Genomic DNA, 25,869 nt, shown 5'->3' with positions numbered 1-25,869 from the left:
CTCTATATATTTTATATTAGATTACTCTAAATCTAGTACGTTTCATTACCAGGATTACCGTATTCTGGATCAACACCTGGATTATCATAACCTGGGTCTACTGGTTCTGCAGGGTTTTCATAACCTGGATCTATCGGTTCAACTTCATCGTTGCTTTCATTACATGAAAATAAGAACATTCCTAATAGCATTGGTAAGATAAACTTTTTCATAATTGTAGTATTTTAAATATTAGTGTTTTTCAATTTTAGAATCAGATAATCAACAAGTTATTTTCTGATTACAATCTATATAACGCTAATAAATCACCTCCCGATTTCCGAAATAGGGTCAGAATATACCTAAAAAAGACCAAATGTTAGATATTAACCATTTAATATTAAAAAACGACTTTAATTCTCTTTTCTACTTTCCCAGTTATCTGTTCTAAAGGGAAAAACAGGTAAACCCGATACTCCATATAAGTTTGCTTTAGAGAAATTCTTAAATGCATATCTAATTGCTACAGGCTTTGTTACTTTATCAGACGTTACAACAACTGCTACTTTTTTATTATTTATTCTTGCTGTTGCCGGATAAAAAACTTGGTCTTCTCCTGCTATTTCAAATCCTGTTATTTCTTTACTAAAAGATGTAATTCCATTGGGAGCATCTTTAAAAGAAACTTTTACCTTATCACCATTAATAGAAAATTCTTTAAAAGACGGACCTACAGCATCAATTCCTTTAAAGTCATAGTCATTTGCTAATGCCAATAGTGCTAATCTATCTCCAACTTCTTTTTTTCTAGGAGGATGTATATAATGTAAGTCTCCTAAATCTACCGTAGATACAATGCCTGTATTTTTAACATGAGTAGTTACTTTAAATTGATTTTCTCTCAATCTTGCTGCTGCATCTCCTCCTTTTTTATAAATGAAAGGAGCAATTTCTACTTGATAAAATGGAAAATCACCTTGGTTCCATTCTGCTCTCCAACTATTGATTAAAGCACTTAATACCTTTGTATATTGTGCCGCCTCCATTTTATTTGATTCACCTTGATACCATATTACTCCTTTAATAGAATAGCCTACCAATGGATAAATCATATGGTTATAAAATACAGATGGCGTTAACCCTGTATCTTTTGTTGGAATTAACGCATTATCCTCAGGTACTTTCTTTTTACTTACTGTAGCTAGTGTTTTTTCACTCATCCAACATTCGGCCTGTGTTGCTCCCCTAGAAGAATTAATTAAACCCACGGGTACATTAATATAGTCTGCAATGTTTTTTCCAAAGAAATAAGCTACTGCACTAAAATTTCTAGCTGTTAAAGATGTGGCTACTTTCCACTCTCCTTCTAAACTATTTTGTGTTTTTATACCATAAGATGGCTTAACAGTAAATAACCGTATATGATTTGGTTTACTTGCCTCTAATATCATTTCTGCACTTCCTATTATTGGTTGGTTCTTATTACCTTTTAGCGGCATTTGCATATTTGATTGACCAGACGCTAACCAAACTTCTCCAATAAGCACATCTGATAGATGTATTTCTGAAGATCCGACAACAGTAACTATATAAGGCGTAAAACTACCTTTTGGAGTTGGTAGTTCTACTGTCCATTTTCCTTCTTTAGATGTTTTGGTAATAATGTCTTCACCCCAGCTTCCCGAAACTGTAACTTTAGTTTTTGGTTTATCAACTCCCCAAATCTTAACATTAGATTGTTGTTGTAAAACCATATGATCAGTAAACATACTCCCCACTTTAGTTTGTCCGAAGGAGATAGTTGCTATTAATAATGCTAATACGGTAGATAATAATTTTGCTTTCATTTCAATCTCAATAATTATAAAAAATACTTTTTTCATATATAGGGAATACTAAAATAGTTATCAGGAACTTGGTAAAAGTACAATGCTCAAAATAGGTCATGAAAAGACTGATTTATATCAACAAAAGACGCACTAACAACATTCTGAGATTTTTTTGTAATATATTTAGATTACAGACTACTCAAGAAGTGATCAACAAACATCATTTCAATATTTATTTAAAACTACTTATATGAAAAAGTACTTCATTATTTTATTTGCAGTATTGACTACGCTTACTGCCTTCGGACAACAAAAGAAAAACGGAAAGCAAAAGAAATCAGCTTTTTTTGCAACTGAATTTGCTCAAGAATTCAGCTTATCTAAAGAGGTAGAAACAAAAGTCTACGAGATTAAATTATCTCAGATGGATGAGGCTCAGGTTGTTTTTAAAGCTAAAAAAAGTAACGAGATCACACCTGAAGAAGCAAAAGCTCAACTCAAAGTCATCAACAAAAAGTATAGCAAAATGATTTTGATTGAATCAAAAGTCAATCAAAAAGAATACTATGCATTTGTAAAAGAGCTTCAACCAAAAATGAAGGAAGTAAAATAACTTCATTTTTAATTCAATAGGTAAGAGAGTAGTTAATGCGTTAGCTACTCTTTTTTATTGCCAACTATTTAAATGTCATAACACTATTCTCTATATAAATCTTTATCGGTTGCTTAACTTTGCATATAAATACAGATCAAATAGTAGGATTGTACTCTGCAACCTACCTAAAAATATAGATTATATCTTATGGATATTAGTAACAAATCAAATAGAGATATCTTTTTTGAGCATCAAGCTCAGACATCACCTTATCCTTTAGGTATTGAGATAGATTATGCAAAAGGTGTATATATGTATGATACTAATGGTAAAGCATATATGGATCTAATTTCTGGTATTGCTGTAAATAATTTGGGGCATGGTCATCCTAAAATTATAAAAGCAATTAAAGACCAAGTAGATAAATATTTATTTGTGATGGTGTATGGTGAGATGGTACAGAAACCTCAAATTGAATTAACTAAAAGTCTTTTATCTGTACTACCAAGCACATTAAATAGTACTTATTTTGTCAACTCTGGTACAGAAGCGAACGAGGCTGCTTTAAAGCTTGCCAAAAGATATACGGGAAGGACAGAACTTGTGAGCTTTAAGAAATCCTACCATGGTAATACACATGGCTCTTTAAGTGTATCTGGTAATGAAATAAAGAAAAATGCATTCCGTCCTTTGTTGCCTGATGTCCGTTTTATTGAATTTAATGTTGAAGCAGATTTACAACAAATTACAGAGCGTACTGCCGGTGTAATTGTTGAGCCAATACAAGGAGATGCCGGTGTAAGAATACCATCAGTAAATTATATGAAAGCACTCCGCAAACGTTGTGATGAAGTAGGTGCTCAATTAATTTTTGATGAAATTCAGACAGGGTTCGGACGAACAGGGAAGTTCTTTGCTTTCGAACATTTTGATGTAGTTCCAGATATTTTAACTATTGCTAAAGGCATGGCTGGAGGTATGGCAATGGGCTGCTTTATTTCTTCTGCTGATAAAATGAAGGTGTTATCTCATGATCCAATTTTAGGACATATTACTACTTTTGGAGGCCATCCTGTTTGTTGTGCTGCATCTAACGCTGTTATCAATACATTAATTGATGATAAAATTATTGAAGATGTTGAACGTAAAGGGCAGCGAATAGAAGATCAATTAAAAGGACATCCTGCTATTAAAGAAATTAGACGAAAAGGGTTAATGTTTGCCATAGATATGGAAAACTTTGAGCTTGTAAACAACGTCGTTACTACTTGTATTGACAAGGGTGTTATTACATATTGGTTTCTTTCTACGCCGTATGCGTTTAGAATAGCTCCTCCTTTAACTATTTCAGATAATGAAATTGATACAGCTTGTAAAATTATTTTAGAAGCTATTGATAGTCATATTTAAACTAAAAAAAACAGGAAGTCGAGCAATCAACTTCCTGTTTCAACACCTAAATTAGAAACAACTTATTGCTTCTCTAGTACTCACACAACAACTAATTTTAGTTGGCTTCCAACACATTGTACTCTTCTAATACAACACCTTGCATTGGAGCAAATAAATTTGTTATACCCTCGTTTTTTTCTGCTTCTTCTTCCATATCTACCCAAACTTCATAATCAAATTCGGATAAAATATCACTTATAACCTCTCTATATTCTCTTTTTGTCTTATTTTTTAGATCAACTATTTTTTTAGGTTGATCTCCATACTTTTGAATGTTTTTAATATTTGTAGTAAACTTTGTACTCGCTGCTAAACGCCACATCATTTGTTGTTTATCATCTAATAAAAACCTTCTTCTCATGTTGTCCATTTCTTGATCTAAAATGATATTCTGAAATGCTCTACTCAACTTATCATCTTGTGTAGAATAGCTATTTGTTAACCAATCTGTTCTTCTCGGACTTTCAATTATTTCTTTTTCAGTAATAAGCCTCAATACAACTGCTTTTTTGCGTTTTACCTGTACTTTAACTTCTCCTGTTTTTAATGGAGCATAATGTACATTTAACCCTGCCTTTCCTTTACCTAAATAATGTCCGTTACAATAAATATCTGCAGGCTCTTTTAAAATTGAAATAACTTCAATACTATCACTTTCTATTAACGGTTTAAACTCTATAGTTGGTCTTACCTCAATACCCCCATAGCCCATCTGATTAATGCTATATTGCTTAAAAGATACAATTGCAATTTCATTATTTACAGGATTCTGGTTGTACCATAAGTCTTTATAATATTTTAATAAAATACCATAACTAAAACCATGGTGCACCTCTGGTGAAATATGAGAACCTGACGAATACTTATTCCAAGAAGATAGCATTATTAAAGATGCATCTCTTTCTACAGCCTTACTTAATAAATCTCTGTATGTAGACGTTAATTTGAAATTCTGCCCAAGAACATAAGTATCCTCATGGCTTATTTCCTTTGCTTTCTGAGAATTAGATTTAATTGATTTACCGGTCTGTTTAGAAAATAATTGAGTACCTAAATGATCTGCCATTACTTCTTGAATAAATGGTCTATTTCTCTCTTTACAAATTTCTCTAACACGTTCAATTCTTTCATTATATGCCTGACTATAAGTTATGGTAGATACAGCAGGGAAATAATCTAAGATCATATTTGTGTATGTTCCATTTTCAGGATAAGATGTAGAATACACAAATGCAATTTTCTCTCTTACATTTAAACGAATCTCTTCAAACTCTTTCGCTATCTTTTTAATAATGTTAGGGTTATTTAAATAAAAATCAACATTATTAGCACTCATTCCTTCTTTGATTATACATTCAGGGCTTAAAGTAAAAATTACTACTCTTCCATCAGGAGACTTTAACCAATGTTCTGAATGATCTGTCTTTTCAAACATTTCTAATAAACGGTCTGTAGCTACTTTTTTAAGCTGAGATGATGGAACGCTTTTCTGTTTATAAAACATTAAATTTAAAGTAAATTTAAAATCTATTTCTCGTTCTTTTGCTACTTTAAAATAGGTCTCTATTACCTTTACAAACTTATCTATATAATGTTTATTTCCATTTACGAAAATGGTGAATTTAAAGCCATCAATACCCATTGATTTTGCTGTCAACATTTCGAATGCTACAGACTCTTCAAGAGACATCGGATTAAACATTTCTGATACCATTGGGGTATACGTTTTGTATTTCCCTCTTAGTTTATCGATATCTTTACCTTGTAACCCTTCGTATTTCATTTCTGAAAGAAGCCCTAAATCTCTACTAAAGTTATATACTGGTTGGCATTCTGCAATTACAAGTTTTTTACTAAAAAGAGGTAAGTCTAATTCGCTATTGTTAGGTTGAGCAACGATTGATAATGAGAAAAAAAGAAATAAAAATAAGTGTAGTAGTTTTTTCATTATTTTCTGTTTTTTTGAGTTATTAAAGTAGTAGTTAATTAGTATAACAATGATGCAATCTATAACCTGTAGTCATTTATAATGGATAATATACTCTCAAAAAAGAACACAAAACCGTTTTATGATACTTTTTAAATAACACAATGAAATTTATAAACATAAAAAATAGGAAGCTGAGAATATCAACTTCCTATCTAAAAAATTTGAGACTAAACTATTAAATGGATAGTCTCTACAACCTGAATCACACAACAAATATTAGTTTGCTTCCAATACATTGTACTCTTCTATAACAGTACCTAGTAAAGGTGCATTTAGATCTGTAATACCAACATTTTTCTCTGCTTCATCTTCCATATCTATCCACACCTTGTAATCAAATTCAGTAAGAATTTTTTCAACGGATGCTCTATATTCCTTCTTAGATTTTAATGCTAGTTGCTGATATTTTTCCGGCTGATCGCCATATTTCTGAATATTTTTAATATTTGTAGTAAACTTTTCATGGGCAGCTAATCTCCACAAAGACTGTTGGCTAGCATCAATCAAAAACCTTCTCTTCATGTTTTCCATCTCTTTATCTAAAATCAAGTTCTGCATTACATTTAACATTACGTGATCTTGAGTTGAATAACTATTCGTTTGCCAATCTGTTCTTGTTGGTGATTTTACAATTGGTTTTACTGTTTCTATTTTTAGAATAGTAGATCCACCTCTTTTTACAGAAACCTTTACAATTCCCATTTCTAAAGGAGCATAGTTTACATTAATACCCACTTTTCCTGCTCCTAAATAATTTCCATTACAATAAATATCTGCCTTAGCATTTAAAATAGTAATTACTTCTATACTATCTAGTTCTTCAAAAGGAGAATACTCCATACCTTTTCTCAATTCAATACCTCCAGATGCCATTGAAGCTTTAGAATATTGCTTGTATGAAACCATAGCTGTTTCTTTTATTGAAGCACTTTTTCCTTTTTGCCAAATTTCCTTATAATACTTTAATAAAATACCATAGCTAAAGCCATGATGTACTTCTGGAGAAACTTGAGAACCTTCATCATAACAATTCCAAGATGACAAACTGATAAAGTCTGCACCTCTATTGATTGACTCTTCTAATAAGTTTCTGTAAGAAGTTGTTTGTTTAATTGAGGGTACAAGTAGCATAGTATTTTTATATGAAACCTCTTTTGATAAAGACGAGTTTTCATTAATTTTTTTACCAGTTTCTTTCACCATAAGTTGTGACCCAACTTGATCTGTAAAAACTTCTTGTATATATACTCTACCTCTTTTCTTACATACTTTCTGCAAAGATTTTATATTAGGTTGAAATACTTGAGCATAAATATTTGCAGAAACTGCAGGAAAATAATCTAAAATTTGATTCGTAAATATTTGGCTACCTGGAAATGAAGTATTGTAAATAAAAGCAATTTTTTCTCCCACACCTGTTTCTACATCCATATAAGCAGCTGCTATACGCTTTATTTTTGATGGGTCGTTAATATATTCTTTAGGTCCTTTAAATTTCCAGAAGTCTTTTATGATAAGTTCTGGTTTTGATGTAAAAAGGGTAATTCTTCCATCAGGTGTTTTTAACCAATTGTCTGACAAATCTGTTGAGCTAAATAATTCCGAAATGCGGTAAACTAATAACCTTTTTATTTCATTTTCATCAAAAGATTTATTTTTTTGATTAATTAAAACCAATGAAAATTTAAAATCGATATTTTCTTTATTTGCTACTTTAAAATAAGCATTAATAACTTTTACAAATTTGTCTAAATAATAGCGATTACCTGTAACGTAGAATATAAATTTAAAACCATCTATACCCATTTCTTTTGCTGCTCGCATTTCATATTCTACAGACTCTTCTAAAGACATTGGGTTTGACATTTCAGACACCATTGGAGTATATGTTCTATACCTACCATTTAAACTATCTAAATCATTTCCTTGTAGCTTATCGTATTTCATGGCTCTCAGCAGCCCTAAATCTCTACTAAAATTATAGAGGGGTTGATTTCTTGCCATTACCAGCTTTTTATTAAAAAGAGGTAAGCTTAAATCTGTTTGTGCAAAAGTAGTAGTAGTAGTACTAAAACATAAGTGTAACAACACTAGAGTAAGTAATCTTAAAAATTGTTTCATTTTATTTGTTGTGCTAATAATTAGAATTATGGTTCACTTTAATAGTAGTTCACATCATCTCTGGAAGAATCCATTTTCAAGATAGAGTAACATTACTAAAATGATATCCTTTTTAAGCACATTCAACAAATTAGTATTTATAGAGGTCAAAAAAGTACTTATATATAAAAAATCACCTTTTAAAATTTAAATTTTAAAAGGTGATTTTCATTGTATTAAAGAATGGTTTAAACATTTTCAATTTCCCATTGTAGCATTTGCTCTTTCAACCATTTAGATGCCTTGTTCCATTTTTTCTTTTTAAGATTGTTATTGATAATTGTAGCTAGAGCTTGCTCTTTTGTCTGGATGTTTTGTGTTGCAGTCATAATCAAAAAATTAAATAAGTATTTATATTACTTCCGCAATCTAGTACTCCTAACACAGATGTGAGGCTAAAAATTGATCAAATAATAGCAAAAATTAATTGCTTGCTAAAAAAATGACAATTTGATACTATTTCTGAACTCAGGTGAACAAATATTCAACTTTCAAAATATTTCCCTTACCCTATATTATTCATTTACCCCTCTAAATGAACCATTTCTCTCAATTGATCATCATTTAGATTACCAATCCACGTTTCTCCTTCAGCAATAGACATGTCAGAAAGTTCTTTTTTATGTTGAAGCATCACATCAATTTTCTCTTCAATTGTACCTTTACATAACATTCTGTGCACAATAACATTCTTCTTTTGTCCAATTCTATATGCTCTATCTGTTGCTTGTGCTTCTACAGCAGGGTTCCACCATAAATCAAAATGTACCACATGGTTTGCCTGCGTAAGATTTAAACCTGTACCTGCCGCTTTTAAAGACAGTAGAAAAATGTTTTCAGTACGCATTGTCTGGAACTGATCTACCATCTTATCCCTTTCTTTTCTAGAGTTACCACCATGTAAAAAGAGGGGTTTCTTTCCGTATCGCTGTTCAATCCATTCTTGTAATAAAGTACCCATAAGTTTATATTGTGTAAATATCAGTACTTTTTCACCCTTTTCTCTTACTTGATCTAGAACTTCAAAAAGGCGGTTTACTTTCGTTGAATCTTCTGCAGGTAAAACGGGGTCTTTTAAAAATAATTGAGGATGATTACAAATTTGTTTCAATCCCATCATCATTTTTAAAACCAATCCTTTTTTAGCTTTCCCATCATTTTCAGCAATTTCTTTCATGGCACTATCTACTAGTTCCTTATAAATAACTGTTTGGGCAGGTGATAAATTAATGTATTGGTTTTTCTCAATCTTATCTGGTAAATCAGATATAATAGATTTATCAGTCTTTAATCTCCTTAATATAAAGGGTTGCGTAATTCTTTTAAAATAATCAAGTACTTCAAAATCTCTTGATTTTTGAATAGGTTGTGCTATCGTCTTAGTGAAATTAGATAAAGTACCTAGATATCCTTTATTTACAAAATCCATCACACTCCAATATTCAGATAACCTATTTTCTACAGGAGTACCACTCATACCTATATAGGTATCAGCTTTAATACTTTTAATTATTTTAGTCTGTTGGGCACTTGGGTTCTTGATATTCTGTGCTTCATCAATTACCATTACTCCCCACTTTATTTTTTTTAGGGCTTTCTCTTCTGTTCTCGCTAATCCGTACGTTGTTATAAGAACATCAAATTCCTTTTCTAATTTTCTATTCGTTCCATGAAATACCGAGGCATTTAGACCTGGAGCAAACCTAATTATTTCTTTTTGCCAATTGGTTAGTAAACTTGTAGGTACAATTACCAATGCTTTTTTCTTTTCTAAAGCTCCTTCTTCTTTTAATTTTAATAATAACGTAATTACCTGCAATGTTTTTCCTAACCCCATATCGTCTGCAATGAGGCTACCAAAACCAACTTTAGTATTTTTGTACATCCATTTAAAACCTTTTTCCTGATAAGGTCTTAAGGTAGCTTTTAATGCCGCTGGTAAAAGTACATTTCTATCTAATGTTAACTCTTTTATGTAGTCCTTTAACTCATCTGTAAAGGTTAAACTCTTCCCTTCAATTTCTTCAGAGAAAAGAGCTTGGGTCATTTGATGTGGTTTAAATTTAGGAGGAGTATCAATTTCCTTTAATAATTCTAGAATTGCTGCTTTATCAAAATGTATGTACTCATTTTTAACTTTTACAATACCCGATAGGTCTGCATATTTAGCTAAAAATTCTTCTTTAGAAATGGATAAATCACCAATTACAACATCCCAATCAAATACTAATAATTGTTGTATACCCATAAAACTTTTCTCTCCCTCATCTGGAACACCTTCTACTGCTGCTCGAATAGACAATGAGGGTTGAATAAGTTTCTTTAAAGCTTTTGGCATTAACAAGGAAATACCTAAAAGTTCTATTACTGGAAAAATTTCGAATAGAACGGTTACAATTTCTTCCTTATCATACATTAATGGCTGCTTACCTTTAGAAAAAATATGCGTTTCTAAATCTGGATATTGTGCTGCAATAATCTGTAAATCCTGTAAAACATCATATTTATAACTACTATAAGCTATATCATTCCAAAAAACAGGCAATGAAATTGGTGCTTCTGTATTCTCTTTTGTTGTAATTACGACACGTACAAAGTAATGTTCCTCTTCTTCTAATAACTGAATTGCAGGTACAAACTCTTTGTGCGTAATAGAAAACACCTTTAACCAATGCTGAATATTTTTAGGTACTTCTGTTTTACCAACTTGCTGGAAAGAATTTGGTAATCCTTCAAAAAACAAATTAGAAATTTCTTCTTCTGGAGTGATAAACCCTGCCGATATTTTTTCTATTTCATGTTGAATAAAAAGATGGCATAAATTATTGACAACTTCTTCTGCTGGCAGAAAACGCATTCCCTCATTAGTTTTCACAATTAGTTTATCGAGCTCAATAGCTGCGGTAAACTGTTTGATTAAATCGCTAACAGATTTTTCAAAACTAGCAGGTACCCACTCAATAAAGTAGACTTCTTCATTCTTTAAAAGCCTTGGAACAAATGCTCCCTTTTCCATCAATTGATTACAAAAAATAGAAATCTCTTTTAACTGACGTACAAAAGTGGGCATTTCTACAAGTTCATCATCAGAAAGTACTTCTATAAGCTCAATAACATCAGAGGCAGTTGCTTTTCTTCCATTAAAAAATGAAATATAACTTTCCTCTTCGTACGAAAAACAATCCCATAATTGAAGTTGTAGATCAAGAATTAGATATAACTCTTCCGTATTTTTCAACTTATTGATTAATACCTCATTTCGTTCCAAAGTAACACTACCTTTTAAGGCATTTCGTTTCACTTTTAAGTAAAGTTTTTGAAGTAGTTCTTTAAAATTTGCGGTACAGAATAAAGGTGCATCAGCTAATAAAGAAAATAAGGAAGTGGTAAGTGGAGTTATTTTAGAAAAATCTATATTTTCTGTAGTAGATGTAACTGTGGTATTGGCAGTATCACTTAATAATAAATTGATATCTATTATTGGATCCGAAGATAAACTAGTAATGCCTGTTGCTTTTGCAAGTTCTTTTTTTAAATCGAGCCCTTTCCACTCAAAAAGTAAAAACGGGTTTTTATCAACTTCTTGTGTGAGAACATATATTACAGCAGCAAGGTGCTTGCAAGGAACGGCCATATCTGGGCAATTACAATGCATTGATAAATCATTCCAAGAAGCAGGAAATAAAGAAATTTCTAAGGATTCTAGTACTTTTTCTACAGATTGGCTCATCTGTCCAGAAAGTAATTTTACAACCACAAGTTCATTCTCTAATAGATGTTGAACTAGCGTTTCTTTTTCCTTTTTAGTAAAAGGTATAAGTTCTATTTTTTGCTTATACCAATTATGGTAAGAGCCTTCTACAGTAGACGTTATTTTAGTGGTAGAATGATCTAATTTTTCTACTGCACCTTTATTTGCATACGTTTTTCCTCTGGGTAACCTATTGCTCCAATCTATATCAGTTAAAGCATTTAACCATTGCTTTCCCCACCATGTTTTACCGTATACAATCCTTGCCATAAATGTTTATTCTAATTTTATTACAAAGATATTAAGATCATTTATAAATGCTCTAAAATTAATAGTAGATTATCTATTTCTATATCTGCAACAGTAGTTTCTGTACCAAAATAAATTGTTGGTAAACCGTATTCTTTTGCTCCTTTAATATCTGTTATAGGGTTATCTCCTATCATAATAGAATTTTCTTTTGATGCTCCTGCTTGTTGCAATGCAAAATCAAAAATTTCTGCAGATGGTTTTTTATGTCCGCAAGATTCTGAGGTAACCACTGTAGAAAAATACTGACCTATACCTGTAGTTTCTAGCTTTACAGCTTGCGTAGCATCAAAACCATTTGATAAAATATGCATAGTATATTTTCCTTCTAAAGAAGATAGTAATTCTCTAGTACCCGGTATTAAATTGGGTTTTCTTGGGCATATTTCTAAGTATTCTTGCCCTATTGTTGGAGGAGTGGTAGTTGGGTCTAAACCAATCGTTGTAAAAGTCATAGGAAAGCGTCTATCTCGAATTTCTTCTTTTGTCACTTTACTAAAATTATACAATTCCCATAGTTCAAAGTTTGCTTTTCTATATGCTGATAAGAAATCTTGAAGTGCTACATTTCCATCTCCAATACCATATTTATGGAAAAGGTGAGTAAGTGTTTCTTCAGAGTTTTTTTCAAAATCCCACAATGTGTGGTCTAAATCAAAAAATATATGTTCAACTGTATCTTTATTCATACTTATATCTTTATACCTATCACTAATACATCATCTACTTGATCATAAGAACCTTTCCACTCATTAAATGAATTTCGTATAACCTTATATTGTTGGTTTGTATCCATTTCAGATATTTCATCCAATAATATTTTAAAGTTTTTATGCATTAATTTTTTCCCTTTTTTCCCACCAAATTGGTCTTTAAAACCATCTGTAGATAAATACAATGTATCTCCTTCTTTTACTTTAACAATAGTATCTGTAAAAGTTGTATTCTGTTCTTCTCCTACTGCTTTTTTTACAGTATTGAAGAGTTTTAAGCTATTGTCTTGTTTTAAATAAACTTTTGCTCTTGCACCACTAAATTCAATTTCCTCTTTATCTAAATGGTAAGCAACCACAGAAATATCCATTCCGTCTTGAATATAATTTGATAAATCTTTTAAAAGGGCAATAAACCTATTATTAATTTTATATAAGATTTCAGATGGCTTTCTTACACCTTCAATATTTATGATATATTCTAAACTTGCTACACCAAGAACAGATAAAAAAGCACCTGGTACACCATGTCCAGTACAATCTGCACAGACTACATACTTAATGTTATCTACCTCATATACCCAATAAAAATCTCCTGATACTTGGTCTTTGGGTTTAAAGAATATAAAATGATCCCCTAAGAGTTCATCCAACTTATCTTTAGAAGGAAGCATTGATGATTGTAATCCTTTAGCATAACGAATACTTTCATGCAATTTATTATTTGTAGAAGTGAGCTGTTCTTTCTGTACATTCACTACTTCTAAAGCGATTGATAAATCTGTATTCTTTTTTTCTATTTCTTTTTTCTGATGGTTAACAATACCTAAACTATCTTCTAATTCTAAGTTTAAAATTTTAGATTTTCTAAACGATTTATTGAGGTAACTAATTAGTATTATCAATAAAATTAAACTTAATGACGATATAAATAATAGTGTTCTTTGGTAGAGTAATAGTTGCTTTGTCTGCTCTGCTGCTAGTTTTAAGGCTTTATTTTCGTCTTCTGTTTTACCGACTTCAAAACCTAAAAGAATATCAGCTACTTCTATACTCGCCTTAATACTGTCCGCTTTCTCATCAATTTCTAGAAAACTAGATAACTGAATATTGGCTTTTCTATACTGATGTGTTTTTGTATAAATATCAGCTAATCCCTTTTTGGCTATTGTTTGATCTTTTAAACTTTTTCTTTCTTCTGCAATGGCTAAACCTTCTTTATAAAGCTTCTCTGCTTTAGTATATTTTTTTATCTTTTTATAAAAATGTGCTTTTAAGATCAAAAACTCTGAAGACCAGCTATCTATCTTATTTTCAGTATATAATTTTTGAGCAAGGTTAATATACGTCTTAGCAGAATCTAATTTATCATACTCCAAATAGCTATCTGCAATATTAATACAGGATTCTAATAAATGTTTTGGCGTACCATGTTGTTGCCTTATTAAATAACTCTGTTTAAAATATTTAATTGATTTTCCGTACGCTTGCTTTTCCTTATAAACAATACCAATATTATTAACTGCATTTGATTGCCTTTTGGGCTTATCATCTTCTAAAGCAAGGTTATATGCTTTATTATAATAACTAATTGCTCTATCGTACTGTTTTGTACCTAAAAGTATACTTCCTATTAGGGTATAGATATTACTTAGTTTTGAATTACTCTTAGCTTCTAAAGCATATTTTTCAGCCAAAATTAAATTACGCATTGCTGTTTTTTCATACTGCATATTATGGTAAATATTACCAAGGTTAGTATACGTCATACATAATTCATAGGGAGTTCTACCAGGGTCTGTAGCAAGTAGATAGTATTTCTGAGCACTGTCATAATTTATATTTAAACCATGATAATAAACACCTAAATAATGAGCCGATTTTCCTGCTCTGCTTATATCATTAATTTGGTTTGAAAGACGTAATGCTTCTTTTGCAAAATAGGCTGCACTGTCACTTCTTTGTTTGTAATGTGAGTAAAACTGTTCCAACTGCTGATCTATAATAACTGTATCGCTTAATACAGTAGTTAAACTATCTGATGGACCAAATAAAAAGAGAAGTACTATAAATGAAACACTCAACTTTATTGACTTTTGTAGTAGGTAACCGAATAGAAGATTTTCAAATTTTGCTTCAAGCTATTAAAAGATTTAGGAGATTAAATACATAAAATGTATTTTCTAAGAAATATTAACATGTATTATTCTTAATTACATGATAAATATCATTTATGCGTAGGATGGACACTAATTTATTAAGAAGTCTTTTATTACCTTTGCACAAAATTGATATACCATTGGTCTTCGATTTATAATTCAATAAATACAATATGGCACAAGTAGAAATGGTTCTTCCAGCAATGGGAGAAGGTGTTATGGAAGCTACAGTTTTAGAATGGCTTAAAGAAGAAGGCGATTCTATTACATTAGATGAATCGGTTGTTGAAGTAGCAACGGATAAAGTAGATACAGAAGTACCTGCTACTGTAGAAGGAATAATAAAGAAAATATTAGTTACTAAAGACGATGTTGTTCAGATTGGAGCTGCCATTGCAATTGTAGAAATTGCAGGTGAGGATAATGCTGAAACAGAAGCAAAAGTAACTACTACAAATAGTGCAGTAGAGAATACTATTGTACATGCTAATAATACAGATAATACAAACGAAATTAGTGCGAAAAGTGGAAATAGATTCTACTCTCCTCTAGTTAGAAATATTGCTAAAAAAGAAGGCATTTCGCAAGAGGTGTTGGATAGTATTCCAGGTACAGGAAAAGAAGGAAGGGTAACGAAAAAGGATATGTTAGATTTCCTTGAAAGCGGTGTTACTAATCCTATTCAAAAAACTGCAACAACAGTTCAGAAACCTTCTAACCCTTCTATTTCTTCAGCTCCTAAAGTAACTACTACTCCTCCGGCAGTAGCATTAGATAATGGCGATGAGGTTATTGAAATGGATCGTGTACGCAAGATGATTGCTGACAGAATGGTCCAATCGAAACAAACGGCTCCTCATGTTACTTCTTGTGTAGAAGCTGACTTGACAAATGTTGTTTTGTGGAGAACTAAAACAAAAGAAGCATTTAAAAAACAAGAAGGTGCTAACCTTACTTTTATGCCTATCATTATCTCTGCTATTGCAAAAGCAATTAAGGAGTACCCTATGATAAACGTACAAGTAGACGGCACTAATATTATTGTTAAGAAAGATATTAATATTGGTATGGCAGTAGCTATGCCAAATGGTAATCTAATTGTTCCTGTAATTAGGAATGCTGACCGTTTAAGCTTAAGTGGTTTAGCTTTAAAAATTCAGGATCTATCAACAAGAGCAAGAGAAAACAAATTGAAACCAGAAGAATTATCTGGTGGAACGTATACAGTTTCTAATATTGGCTCTTTTGGTAATACTATTGGAACTCCTATTATTATGCAGCCACAAGTGGCAATTATGGCAATAGGTACAATACGTAAAAAACCAGCTGTAATAGAGACCCCTCAGGGTGATGTTATTGGTATCAGACAGTTTGCTTACTTCTCTCATTCTTACGACCACAGAGTTGTTGATGGAGCTTTAGGCGGCATGTTTGTTAGAAAGGTTGCTGATATACTTGAACAATGGGATTTAGATTTATCTATCTAACCTGTTCAATACATACTATTCAAAGGAAGAGTCTTTATTTTTAAAGGCTCTTTTTTTATCTATTTACTTTTTTGCTGAAGTATAAAAACAATACTCCGTAGAGTTTTAAGCAGCTATACAGCCAAAATTCTCCAATTGAGTAATATGTTCGGAATTAATGTTCGTTTCGGCATTAATTCCGAAACAAGTAATAATTTTTCCGAGGTACATCTTATTGAAATACTGAGTCTTAATACTCGACAAAGAAAATGTTTTTTTCTCCATAACATCCGTGTTAAAATAGTGAATTGCCTTGGCAATTGATACTGCTGTTAAGGACATATTTACATGATTATGAATTTTTATTTCACTTCTTGATTGCCCGTAATTGAGCCCCACAAATTGCTTGGCATCTCTATACAAAAATTCAATTTGAAAACGTAAGCGATAACTTTCTATAACCTCTTCTGCTTCCATTGTTAGATCTGTAGAAAAAAGTATTTCTCTTCTTTCTTTACCAGTATCAAGTACGGTGATTACCACTACACATTTCACCCAACGTTTTAAGCTTCTACTGTGAACAATTGCTTCATATATTTTCATATTTTCTTCTGCCGTCACTAATTGGAAATGGTTCATATTCAATTTCTGGAACTTTACACGTCCGTCAAAAGTCTTTGGACGTCCTTTTTTTCCTGTTGGTTTTCCTGTATACTTATAACGTAAATAGATATTTTTAGCAAATTTACTAACCACCTTAAAACCTGATTCTGTCACAGGGTTCACGAATGTATATTTTGAGAAATACCCATCAACTACAACAGTATCAGATATTTTTAAGTATTTCTCCTTATTATTCACTACTAAATTAGCACAATGCGAAAGTAAATTAAAGCCTTTACCATCAGGGATACTTTGGTGGGCTGATAAATGCATTGCTGTTTTACTTTCTAAACCTACACTTGCAAGTCCTGTTATTTCTAACCCCCATTTTTGAGCACCTGCACAACCTGACCAAAAATAACTAACTCCTGGTGTTGCTTTACCACTTTTAGAAATATAACTCGGATCCAAAGCGATGATACGAGATTCTTTGAATAGTGATTCTATCAAAAGAATATTGAATGTCAAATAATCAAAAGTACGTTGAGACCAAGACCGAATACTTCCTTCATTGTATTTACTATACCTTGCTAAATTCATATAATTATTCTTCCCCATAAAAGAGAGCAAAGTAGTAAAATGATCTATTAAAAATGAGCGTTGCCATTTGTTTATCTCTGACATTTTTTTGAATATTTGTAATAGGAGTGTTTCGATACTTCTCATGGTGATCTCGTATGATTTGTTTGTAAGCTTAATATACGAATCACCATTTTTTATATGTGAATGAAAACTCTACGGAGTATTGTAAAAATGCTTTGAATATTAAAAATAGGCTACCTAAATCCATTTTTTTAGAGTAAAGCACATAACCGAACACTTTTTACTAAAATCACAAAACAACTAACTGATTTAATTACATAATTATTAAATCAATAAATAAAGATTGAAAAATTACAAATAAAGTAACTAAACAGGTTTTAAACACAATAGGGCTATATTTTCAATTCAACAACAATATAAATCTAATCCCCAAACAGAATATTAAACACAAAAAACAACAATAAACATTTAATATATTCTGAATATATATTACAAAACACCATTAAATAAAATATTATTTGGATAAAAAGAACTTAAACTGTTCATTTACGAACATTCTGTCCAAATTAGAAACAAATAAAGTGTACAAACATCACTTTAAATACCAAAAACAAACTACAATACACTGTAAATCAAATAATTAAACCACAATGGCACATATTTAGTATTAGTAGAAATGTAATCAAAATCGAATTTCATTCTTATTATTTAAATATATACGGTCATGAAAAATCTTAGAAACATCTTCGCAATCACATTAGTTACTTTATTCTCTTTAACAAGCGTATTTGCTTCGAGTACAGATAATGAAGATAACGAAATCACTAAGCTTCGTAATAGTGTAGAAAATGCTTCAGCAAATGATTGGACTGTATATGCTGATGCTGCAGAAAGATGTATTGAGTTAAGAACAAACTTAAGCGAAGCTTATGTTTGGTTAGATACAGCTTTAGAAATTGCACCAAATGCAAGAAACTACGAATTGAAAGGTGATTACCTAGCCCTTAATGGTGCTAATAATATGGCAATGGAAGCTTACCGTCAGTCTATCCTTTTAGGAATGAATGACAGTGATTATGATATCCCTGCTGTACAAAAAAAATTATTGAAACTGTATAACAAGTAATAAATATAATTTCACGCTAAATGGTGTTGATGTTAATTCGTCAACACCTTTTTTTATGCTCTATTTTAAAGGTTCAGTATAAATACTAACTAAAAAGGTCTTTACCCTTTCTGTTGGTATTTTTCTATTTTAAAGACTTTTTGATTTCCATAAGATATATCGAATTGTTCTAAGTTTCTAGCACCTATTAATAATTAGAAAACATCTAAATCTAGCCTATCTAAAACGACTAAAAACGAACGTTTATAACACTACAAATGCGACTATAATGTAAACCGAACACTTTTTATCAAAAACTGTCCACTAGGTGGTATTTATTACGATTACCATAAAATAAAAAGATAAAAATAAACATTTTTACACTTTCATTAAAAATAACCTTCATTTTTTATCAAATTACTAAAAAGATACATCTGCAATGAACAATCCTATAACGAAGCGTATAAAAATAGCCACAACTAGACCCCTGTTATCCATAGAATATTATGTCATTTAATCAAAAAACAGTATTAAATTCTTAACAACTGTAAACAAACAAAGTAAATCAGAATAATATTTGGATAGATTCTCTAAAAAATGACCGATTACGAACAATATGTCCAATTATGCAACCCAAACAGCGTTACGATTACACTTAAAACACCAAAGACCATATCTAATAAATTGAAAATCAACAATATAGAAACAATTGGCACTCAATTGGTATTAGTAGAAGCATATAACATTTAGATTTAAAAAAACACAAACATATATAATCATGAAATCTTTAAAACAATTCTTCGCAATCGCACTTTTAGCTATCATCACTGCTGCACCTTCTTTTGCAGGTATTCATGACAATGAGGATAACGAAATTAATAAACTACGTGCAACTGTAGAAAATGCAAGTGCAACAGATTGGGCTATCTATGCTGACGCTGCTGATAGATGTATTGAATTAAAGAAAAACTTAAGTGAAGCTTACGTTTGGATTGAGAAATCAATCGCAATCGATGCTAACTCTGAAAACCTTGAAGTAAAAGGGGATTACCTTGCTTTAAATGGTGCTAAAGACATGGCAATCGATACTTATAACCAAGCAATCTTATCTGGAATGCAAGAAGGAAAAGATATCACTAAGATTCAAAAGAAAGTATTGAAAATGTCTCGTCGTTAATCGATAGACATACTAACCATAAATACACAAAAAAAGACCTTGATCATCCAGAATGATCAAGGTCTTTTTTATATCTATTTTTTTACTACTTATTCTCCTCTTACGGCACTAATAAAACCTTTAATATCTTTTGGTAAATCCGTCGATTGCCCAATCAGTTTTACAAAAGCAGAACCAATAATAGCTCCGTTAGAATAAGATGATGCTTCTTTAAATGACTTATTGTCTGAAATACCAAAACCTATTAATCTTGGATTCTTCAGTTTCATTGCTTCAATACGTTTAAAGTAGTCAACTTGTTCAGAAGAAATTCCAGTTTTTGCACCTGTCACACTCGCAGATGATACCATATAGATAAAACCTTCCGTATTATCATCAATTTCTTTAATACGCGCATCAGAAGTTTGAGGCGAAATTAAGAACGTATTTCTAATACCATGTGCATTGAACATTTCTTTTAAGTTCATTTGGTACTCGATCATAGGAAGGTCGGGAACAATAATTCCATCAATCCCTACACGTTGAGCATCTTTACAGAATTTCTCTAATCCATATTGCATTATTGGATTAAAATACCCCATAACTACAACAGGTACATCTACTTCTTTTCTAAAGCCTTCTAATTGCTCAAACAATTTTAGCATTGTCATTCCATTTTCCAATGCTTGTTCATTACTTTTTTGGATAGTCGGACCATCTGCAACTGGATCCGAGAAAGGTATGCCAATTTCTATTAAATCTGCACCACTATCTTGTAGACTTTTTAAGATTGTTCTTGTATCGTCTAATTTTGGATAGCCTGCTGTAAAATAAATATTTAATACCTCTTCTGGCTTACGCTGAAATAATTCGTCTATTCTATGCATAATTTTGTTTTTTGTTTGTTAACTCCGAAAGTTACACATTCAAATTGAAAGCAAAAACTCATATCTTTTTAATAACTTGCAACGTTTAAAGTTTTAAGGCCAAAATAGGCTTGTAAAACTGATATATACTTTCTAACAAAAAGCATAGAAAATGATAAATTTCTGGAAATACCAAGGTGCAGGTAACGATTTTATTATGATCGATGACCGTAATAATACTTTTAATAGTAACGATTTTGAAAAAGTCGCTTTTCTTTGCCACAGACGTTTTGGTATTGGAGCAGATGGCCTAATTCTTATCCGCTTAAAAGAAGGCTATGATTTTGAAATGGTTTACTTTAATGCAGATGGACATTTAGGAAGTATGTGTGGTAACGGAGGTAGATGTGCTGTTAGATTTGCACATACCTTGGGCTTATTTGAAAATAAAACGTCTTTTTGGGCTGCAGATGGGGCTCATGAAGCAACCTTAGATGATAAACAACTGGTACATTTATTAATGAACCCTCCTGGTGAGATAGAAGTTAATAACGACCATTATTTTATGGATACGGGATCCCCGCATTACGTTCGCTTTGAAAATGACCTTGCAAACTTTGATTGTGTAACTGAAGGTAAAGCCATCAGACATAATGAAAGATTTAATGAAGAAGGCACAAATGTAAATTTTGCTCAAGTAACAGGAAAACAGTCTTTAGATGTAAGAACTTTTGAAAGAGGCGTTGAAGATGAAACGTATGCTTGTGGTACAGGAGTAACAGCTTGTGCAATTGCTGCAAATATTGAACATGATATGCAAAGCCCTATTCAAGTTAAAGTTCTTGGCGGACAATTAGCCGTTGGTTTTACTAAGGTGAGTGATAAAAAATATACTGATATCATTTTAACTGGACCTGCAACTCCTGTTTTTAATGCAGAAATAGAAGGTTAATTCAATTAATTTGATTGTACAAAAAGCATTGTTTTTAAATAGACAATGCTTTTTCTGTTTATAATAACAGCATTCTCCAGAAAATCATTTTTATAAATAACGGTTTTCATATTAAATAAATTTGCAGATCAATAAACAAACTCCTAACTTCTATAATCAAGAGGTTTTTAAAATCAACATTTTGAAAAAATCAATTTCACTGACCTTAGCAAACCATTGAAACGCAAATTACAAACATGAAGCGTCTTCTTTTATTTATATCAATCGCAAGCATTATTGCTAGTTGTTCTTCTCCTCTAAGTGTTGCAGAAAAACATTTCGAGACAGGAGAATATCAACCTGCAATAAAAAAGTATGAAGCCATTGCTGAAAACAATAAATATGCAAAAGAGAAACCTGAAGCATATTATAAAATTGCAGAAGCATATCGCCTTTCTAATCGTATATCAGAAGCTTTGCCTTATTACAAAAAGGCAAAAGATAACGGTTACGAAAATATGGACATGTATTTCTATTATGCCTACGGCTTAGAACTACAAGGTGATTATGAGAAAGCTCGTAAACTCTTTAACAGGTATGCTAAAGAGGGTAGCGATCGTCAATTAATCAGAAGAGCCAAAGACGAAATCAAACAAATTGATTTAGTAGATAGTCTATCCAAAGTTGTTGATCCATTTATTGATATATCACTTTGTGAAGTATTAAGTAGTAATAAGTCAGATTATTCACCCGCTTTCTTTAATGGTGATCTAATCTTTACTTCTACAAGAGATTCTGAAGCTGTCTATCAAGGAACTGGAGAAGGATATGCCAACTTATACCGCTACACTTTTGATAAAGCTGATAGCTGTAATGGTCAGGTAACATTTTTTGATAGTCTAATCAATAATCCTAATTTCCATGAAGCTTCTGCCACTTTTAGCAGAGATGGTAAGTTTATGATTTTTGCACGTAGCAATACGGGGCATCATAAAGAAGACTATAAGGAAGTAGATTTATTTGAATCTCGCTTTGAAGATGGAAAATGGTCTGAACCTACTATCTTAAAATTTAGTAACCCTCAATCTTGGGATGCTTGCCCTGCCCTGTCTGTAAATGGAAAAACACTTTATTTTGCCTCTAATAGAAAAGGTGGCTATGGTGGCATCGATATTTATAGGTCTCAGCGTAATGTAAACGGCACTTGGGGTAAACCTAGAAACATGGGTCCTAAAATAAATTCTAGAGGCAATGATATGTTTCCTTATGTTGCTGCAACAGGCAAAATGTACTTCGCTTCCGATGGCCACCCAGGTTTAGGAGGATTAGATTTATTTGAGGCTTCTAGAAAAAGTAAGAAAATAAAAATTAAGAATATGGGTAAGCCGTTCAACTCTTCTGCAGATGATTTTGGTTTAGTATTCTTAGAAAAAAGATTTGGTGCTTTTACATCATCAAGGCAAGTTGGTGATGATAAATCAAATCAAGATCATATTTATTTCTTCTCGGATAAAACACCAATTAATAAACCTGTCAATTATTTCTTAGCAGGTAATTCTATTGGAGTTAAAGATACTTCTGAAGTACCTTTAGCAGGTGTGGATGTTATGCTATTAAAACCAGATGGTTCGCTTGTAGAAAAGGTACTTTCTGATGATAAAGGGAGATACGAGTTTAAAACACAATTGGTAATGGGTGATGATTATATCTTGATTGCTCAAAAAGAAAAATATTTCCAAGATTCTGTATATTATACAACTGCAGACAAAGAGATTGACCAAGAAGATATTAAAGACAGACCTGAAAAAATTGTTGATTGGGTATTAGAATCTGAGGTTGATCTTACAAAAGATTTTTATGATGAATTAATTGAAGAAGGTGAAATTACTTTAAATAATATCCTTTATGATTTTGATGATTATAGAATCCGTATTGATGCTGCAAGAGAACTAGATAAACTTGTTACATTATTAGAACAACACCCAAATATTAGTATTGAACTTGGTTCACACACAGATGATAGAGGGTCGGAAAAATACAATATCAAGCTATCTCAAAAAAGAGCTGAATCTGCTGTAAATTATATTATTAGTAGAGGTATTGAAAAAGACAGAATTGAAGCAAAAGGCTATGGTGAATTACTACCAGTAGTATTTAATGCAGAAACAGAAGAAGAACATCAGGTTAACCGTAGAACAACGGTAACACTGCTTGATGAAATTTAAAAATAGAATTCGTAAAAAAGTCCTCTTGAATTTACTTCAAGAGGACTTTTTTTATTCAACATCTTTTGTTGTACTCTGACTTGCATTTTTTAGCCAAAAACGTTCTTTATCAGCTTTCTTTATTTTAGTTCTAAAAGCATAGTAGTCTTTATATCTACTTGCTTCAAATTCTCCTTTAGTTGTAATGAATTCTCTTTTATAAAGATAAATAGAAGTTGATACCTTAGTAAAAGATGATCTGTAAGAGCCAAAATCAGAAAGAATTTCTTTTGATGTTGGTAATTCTTCAATTGATGTTCCTTCTGGTAAATGAAATTCTATTTCATCAACATCTTTGTAATCATATTTTAAGCTAAAAGCTAATTTTCTAGACCTATATTTCTTAGGTAAACTATAATCTCCATAATAAGGGAATAACGGAATTAATTTACCTTCTGAGATGTTTTTACCAAAATCTTTGACCTCTACAACATAAGCTAAAGTAGCCGAAGGATCTGGATAAGACTTATCAATATCAATTGACAGGTTTACAAGTTCTGATGTAGTTAAAGCATAACTTCTTAGAAAACGTTCTCTCAATTCTTTATCAGGCAATTGTTCCCAATGAGAGAAATTACCAAATTGATATCCTCTCCCTACTAAGTCACCTTCTACAAGTGCCCCTCCATTATTATTTATTTTGACTACTGATTTTCGAGTTTGTAAATTATCATCTACTCTATAAGAAGTTGTATTGACTAATTTACTATGTCCATCCTCAATCAATAATGCTTTTCTATTACCAGTAAATTTACCTAAATACCCAAAAGGAGTAGTTTGGCTAGTACATTCTAACCAAACCGTATCTGCAACAGTTGGTAAACACAAAATTGCATGATTAAATTGAGTACCCACCATTTCAACATCTACTTTCGATGGATTTCTTCCTCCATAAATTATAGCATACCTACTTTCTACTCCAACCTCTTTAAGTAAGGTATACATATAATTTGAAAGACCTTTACAATCTCCGTAGCCCTTTGTATCTACTTGTAAAGAATTAGCGGGTTTTAAACCACCAATACCTAATTGGACACTTATATAACGTACCTTATTTTGAAGATAATTATATACAATCTGTGCTTTTTCTAAGTCTGATGAAGCGCTTTTTGTAAGCTCTTTAATTTCTAATTTGGTTTCATCACTTAAATCCCAAGTTCCTTTATTAAGAGAATAAATATAATCACCAAACGTAGTCCAAGTATCTAACCTTCCTTTTGTTTTTTCATATTCAAATCCATAAGGTTGAACTTCTACACTTGGAAAAATTTCATACACTGGTAAATGCATTGCTTCTGATTTTATAATTGGTAAATTATTTACAGACCAATTATAAATTTCTCTACCTTCTTTTTCTGATACAATTGGATCTTCAATCCCTTTTATTTTTTGTCTAAATTTAAATCCCTTTGGTATATCAAGCGTATAGGAAGATGACAATACAAATTGCTTAAAATCAGAAACAGGGTACCATGTAGGATAACTAAAAAGTCCAGAATATTTTTTAGTGTAAGAGTATTCTATAATAACAGGGTATGTTGTTAAAGTAGGGTCTATATATTGTACTCTACCATCAGTAACACTCACTGAACCACTACTTTCTGTACTTCTATCTATAATTTCTGTAGTTTTAAACTTCTTTGGTTTCTTAAATCCATTTTGATAGATAGAACCTTTAAAATCCGAAATACTAGAGGAATTATCATAAAAGACAACCATTTGTGCTTCGTCTTTTCCTTCTTTATTTAAAATTACAATTTTCTTAGTAAAGTGAAGTTCTGCCGATCCTTCGTCAAGGACTTTAAAGTCTCTAGTTGAAGAGAGGATTACACTATTTGCTCCTTTAATTAAATTTGGATCAATACTATCTAATGATTGAGCATTCAATTGCCCAATCATTAATAGCATTAAAACTATTATAAGCTGCTTTGTCATCAT

Annotated in this window: 18 protein-coding genes; 7 read left to right on the top strand and 11 right to left on the bottom strand. The window is 31.4% G+C overall.

Translation table 11 applies throughout. The features are described from left to right. Positions 1–32 precede the first annotated feature (32 nt). Positions 33–212: a hypothetical protein gene (locus tag EI427_RS00565; RefSeq protein ID WP_126610696.1), complete on the bottom strand. Its 180-nt coding sequence runs from the start codon at positions 210–212 to the stop codon at positions 33–35. 180 nt (positions 213–392) lie between these two features. Then, complete coding sequence (locus EI427_RS00560; RefSeq protein ID WP_126610695.1) at positions 393–1,862, bottom strand: sialate O-acetylesterase; 1,470 nt, start codon at positions 1,860–1,862, stop codon at positions 393–395. A 196-nt stretch (positions 1,863–2,058) separates the two neighbouring features. On the opposite strand from EI427_RS00560, the gene EI427_RS00555 reads away from it, so the two are divergent. Both EI427_RS00555 and EI427_RS00550 read left to right on the top strand, forming a co-directional pair. Next, positions 2,059–2,421, top strand: a complete 363-nt coding sequence (locus tag EI427_RS00555; protein ID WP_126610694.1) for a hypothetical protein — start codon at positions 2,059–2,061, stop codon at positions 2,419–2,421. 189 nt (positions 2,422–2,610) lie between these two features. Then, positions 2,611–3,813, top strand: a complete 1,203-nt coding sequence (locus tag EI427_RS00550) for an aspartate aminotransferase family protein (RefSeq protein ID WP_126610693.1) — start codon at positions 2,611–2,613, stop codon at positions 3,811–3,813. A gap of 97 nt (positions 3,814–3,910) precedes the next feature. On the opposite strand, the gene EI427_RS00545 is transcribed toward EI427_RS00550, so the two are convergent. The 6 genes from EI427_RS00545 to EI427_RS00525 form a co-directional block, all read right to left on the bottom strand. Next, the gene (locus EI427_RS00545; protein ID WP_126610692.1) at positions 3,911–5,803 is read right to left on the bottom strand and encodes a glycoside hydrolase family 71/99 protein; all 1,893 of its coding nucleotides are present in this window, start codon (positions 5,801–5,803) and stop codon (positions 3,911–3,913) included. 258 nt (positions 5,804–6,061) lie between these two features. Next, positions 6,062–7,966 carry a glycoside hydrolase family 71/99 protein gene (locus EI427_RS00540; protein ID WP_126610691.1) on the bottom strand — a complete coding sequence of 635 codons (1,905 nt, stop codon included), beginning with the start codon at positions 7,964–7,966 and terminating at the stop codon, positions 6,062–6,064. A gap of 227 nt (positions 7,967–8,193) precedes the next feature. After that, positions 8,194–8,334: a hypothetical protein gene (locus tag EI427_RS25820; protein WP_155523266.1), complete on the bottom strand. Its 141-nt coding sequence runs from the start codon at positions 8,332–8,334 to the stop codon at positions 8,194–8,196. Between the two features lie 194 nt (positions 8,335–8,528). Further along, positions 8,529–12,026 carry a DEAD/DEAH box helicase gene (locus tag EI427_RS00535; protein ID WP_126610690.1) on the bottom strand — a complete coding sequence of 1,166 codons (3,498 nt, stop codon included), beginning with the start codon at positions 12,024–12,026 and terminating at the stop codon, positions 8,529–8,531. A gap of 41 nt (positions 12,027–12,067) precedes the next feature. Continuing rightward, on the bottom strand, positions 12,068–12,754 hold the full coding sequence (locus EI427_RS00530) for a YjjG family noncanonical pyrimidine nucleotidase (protein ID WP_126610689.1): 687 nt from the start codon (positions 12,752–12,754) through the stop codon (positions 12,068–12,070). Between the two features lie 2 nt (positions 12,755–12,756). After that, positions 12,757–14,862, bottom strand: coding sequence for a tetratricopeptide repeat protein (locus EI427_RS00525; protein WP_126610688.1), 2,106 nt, complete (start codon positions 14,860–14,862; stop codon positions 12,757–12,759). Between the two features lie 248 nt (positions 14,863–15,110). Here EI427_RS00525 and EI427_RS00520 point away from each other — a divergent pair, with 248 nt between their 5' ends. Beyond that, positions 15,111–16,424, top strand: a complete 1,314-nt coding sequence (locus EI427_RS00520) for a dihydrolipoamide acetyltransferase family protein (RefSeq protein WP_126610687.1) — start codon at positions 15,111–15,113, stop codon at positions 16,422–16,424. A gap of 105 nt (positions 16,425–16,529) precedes the next feature. Here the strand turns inward: EI427_RS00520 and EI427_RS00515 are convergent, their stop codons facing one another. Next, entirely contained in the window at positions 16,530–17,690 is a 1,161-nt protein-coding gene (locus EI427_RS00515; RefSeq protein ID WP_170178352.1) for a transposase, read from the bottom strand. A 643-nt stretch (positions 17,691–18,333) separates the two neighbouring features. Here EI427_RS00515 and EI427_RS00510 point away from each other — a divergent pair. Together EI427_RS00510 and EI427_RS00505 are read left to right on the top strand one after the other, a co-directional pair. Further along, the gene (locus tag EI427_RS00510; protein WP_126610685.1) at positions 18,334–18,735 is read left to right on the top strand and encodes a hypothetical protein; all 402 of its coding nucleotides are present in this window, start codon (positions 18,334–18,336) and stop codon (positions 18,733–18,735) included. A gap of 757 nt (positions 18,736–19,492) precedes the next feature. Continuing rightward, positions 19,493–19,891 carry a hypothetical protein gene (locus tag EI427_RS00505; protein ID WP_126610684.1) on the top strand — a complete coding sequence of 133 codons (399 nt, stop codon included), beginning with the start codon at positions 19,493–19,495 and terminating at the stop codon, positions 19,889–19,891. Positions 19,892–19,980: 89 nt separating this feature from the next. Here EI427_RS00505 and trpA read toward each other — a convergent pair whose 3' ends face one another. Then, positions 19,981–20,757: a tryptophan synthase subunit alpha gene (gene trpA / locus EI427_RS00500; RefSeq protein ID WP_126610683.1), complete on the bottom strand. Its 777-nt coding sequence runs from the start codon at positions 20,755–20,757 to the stop codon at positions 19,981–19,983. 151 nt (positions 20,758–20,908) lie between these two features. Between trpA and dapF the strand changes: the two genes are divergently transcribed. Further along, on the top strand, positions 20,909–21,688 hold the full coding sequence (dapF, locus tag EI427_RS00495) for a diaminopimelate epimerase (protein ID WP_126610682.1): 780 nt from the start codon (positions 20,909–20,911) through the stop codon (positions 21,686–21,688). 236 nt (positions 21,689–21,924) lie between these two features. Next, positions 21,925–23,892, top strand: coding sequence for an OmpA family protein (locus tag EI427_RS00490; RefSeq protein ID WP_126610681.1), 1,968 nt, complete (start codon positions 21,925–21,927; stop codon positions 23,890–23,892). Positions 23,893–23,943: 51 nt separating this feature from the next. On the opposite strand, the gene EI427_RS00485 is transcribed toward EI427_RS00490, so the two are convergent. Then, complete coding sequence (locus EI427_RS00485) at positions 23,944–25,869, bottom strand: DUF3857 domain-containing protein (protein WP_126610680.1); 1,926 nt, start codon at positions 25,867–25,869, stop codon at positions 23,944–23,946.

The organism is Flammeovirga pectinis (assembly GCF_003970675.1).
Classification (GTDB): domain Bacteria; phylum Bacteroidota; class Bacteroidia; order Cytophagales; family Flammeovirgaceae; genus Flammeovirga; species Flammeovirga pectinis.
Note: the sequence above shows the minus strand (reverse complement) of the source record. Positions and strands in the feature narration are given on the sequence as shown.

Coding starts and splice junctions, on each gene's coding strand:
- EI427_RS00550 (WP_126610693.1), top strand. CDS start 2,611: ATGGATATTAGTAACAAATCAAATAGAGATATCTTTTTTGAGCATCAA.
- EI427_RS25820 (WP_155523266.1), bottom strand. CDS start 8,334: ATGACTGCAACACAAAACATCCAGACAAAAGAGCAAGCTCTAGCTACA.
- EI427_RS00565 (WP_126610696.1), bottom strand. CDS start 212: ATGAAAAAGTTTATCTTACCAATGCTATTAGGAATGTTCTTATTTTCA.
- EI427_RS00540 (WP_126610691.1), bottom strand. CDS start 7,966: ATGAAACAATTTTTAAGATTACTTACTCTAGTGTTGTTACACTTATGT.
- EI427_RS00520 (WP_126610687.1), top strand. CDS start 15,111: ATGGCACAAGTAGAAATGGTTCTTCCAGCAATGGGAGAAGGTGTTATG.
- EI427_RS00530 (WP_126610689.1), bottom strand. CDS start 12,754: ATGAATAAAGATACAGTTGAACATATATTTTTTGATTTAGACCACACA.
- EI427_RS00490 (WP_126610681.1), top strand. CDS start 21,925: ATGAAGCGTCTTCTTTTATTTATATCAATCGCAAGCATTATTGCTAGT.
- EI427_RS00555 (WP_126610694.1), top strand. CDS start 2,059: ATGAAAAAGTACTTCATTATTTTATTTGCAGTATTGACTACGCTTACT.
- EI427_RS00535 (WP_126610690.1), bottom strand. CDS start 12,026: ATGGCAAGGATTGTATACGGTAAAACATGGTGGGGAAAGCAATGGTTA.
- EI427_RS00545 (WP_126610692.1), bottom strand. CDS start 5,803: ATGAAAAAACTACTACACTTATTTTTATTTCTTTTTTTCTCATTATCA.
- EI427_RS00505 (WP_126610684.1), top strand. CDS start 19,493: ATGAAATCTTTAAAACAATTCTTCGCAATCGCACTTTTAGCTATCATC.
- EI427_RS00560 (WP_126610695.1), bottom strand. CDS start 1,862: ATGAAAAAAGTATTTTTTATAATTATTGAGATTGAAATGAAAGCAAAA.
- EI427_RS00510 (WP_126610685.1), top strand. CDS start 18,334: ATGAAAAATCTTAGAAACATCTTCGCAATCACATTAGTTACTTTATTC.
- dapF (WP_126610682.1), top strand. CDS start 20,909: ATGATAAATTTCTGGAAATACCAAGGTGCAGGTAACGATTTTATTATG.
- trpA (WP_126610683.1), bottom strand. CDS start 20,757: ATGCATAGAATAGACGAATTATTTCAGCGTAAGCCAGAAGAGGTATTA.
- EI427_RS00515 (WP_170178352.1), bottom strand. CDS start 17,690: ATGTCAGAGATAAACAAATGGCAACGCTCATTTTTAATAGATCATTTT.
- EI427_RS00485 (WP_126610680.1), bottom strand. CDS start 25,869: ATGATGACAAAGCAGCTTATAATAGTTTTAATGCTATTAATGATTGGG.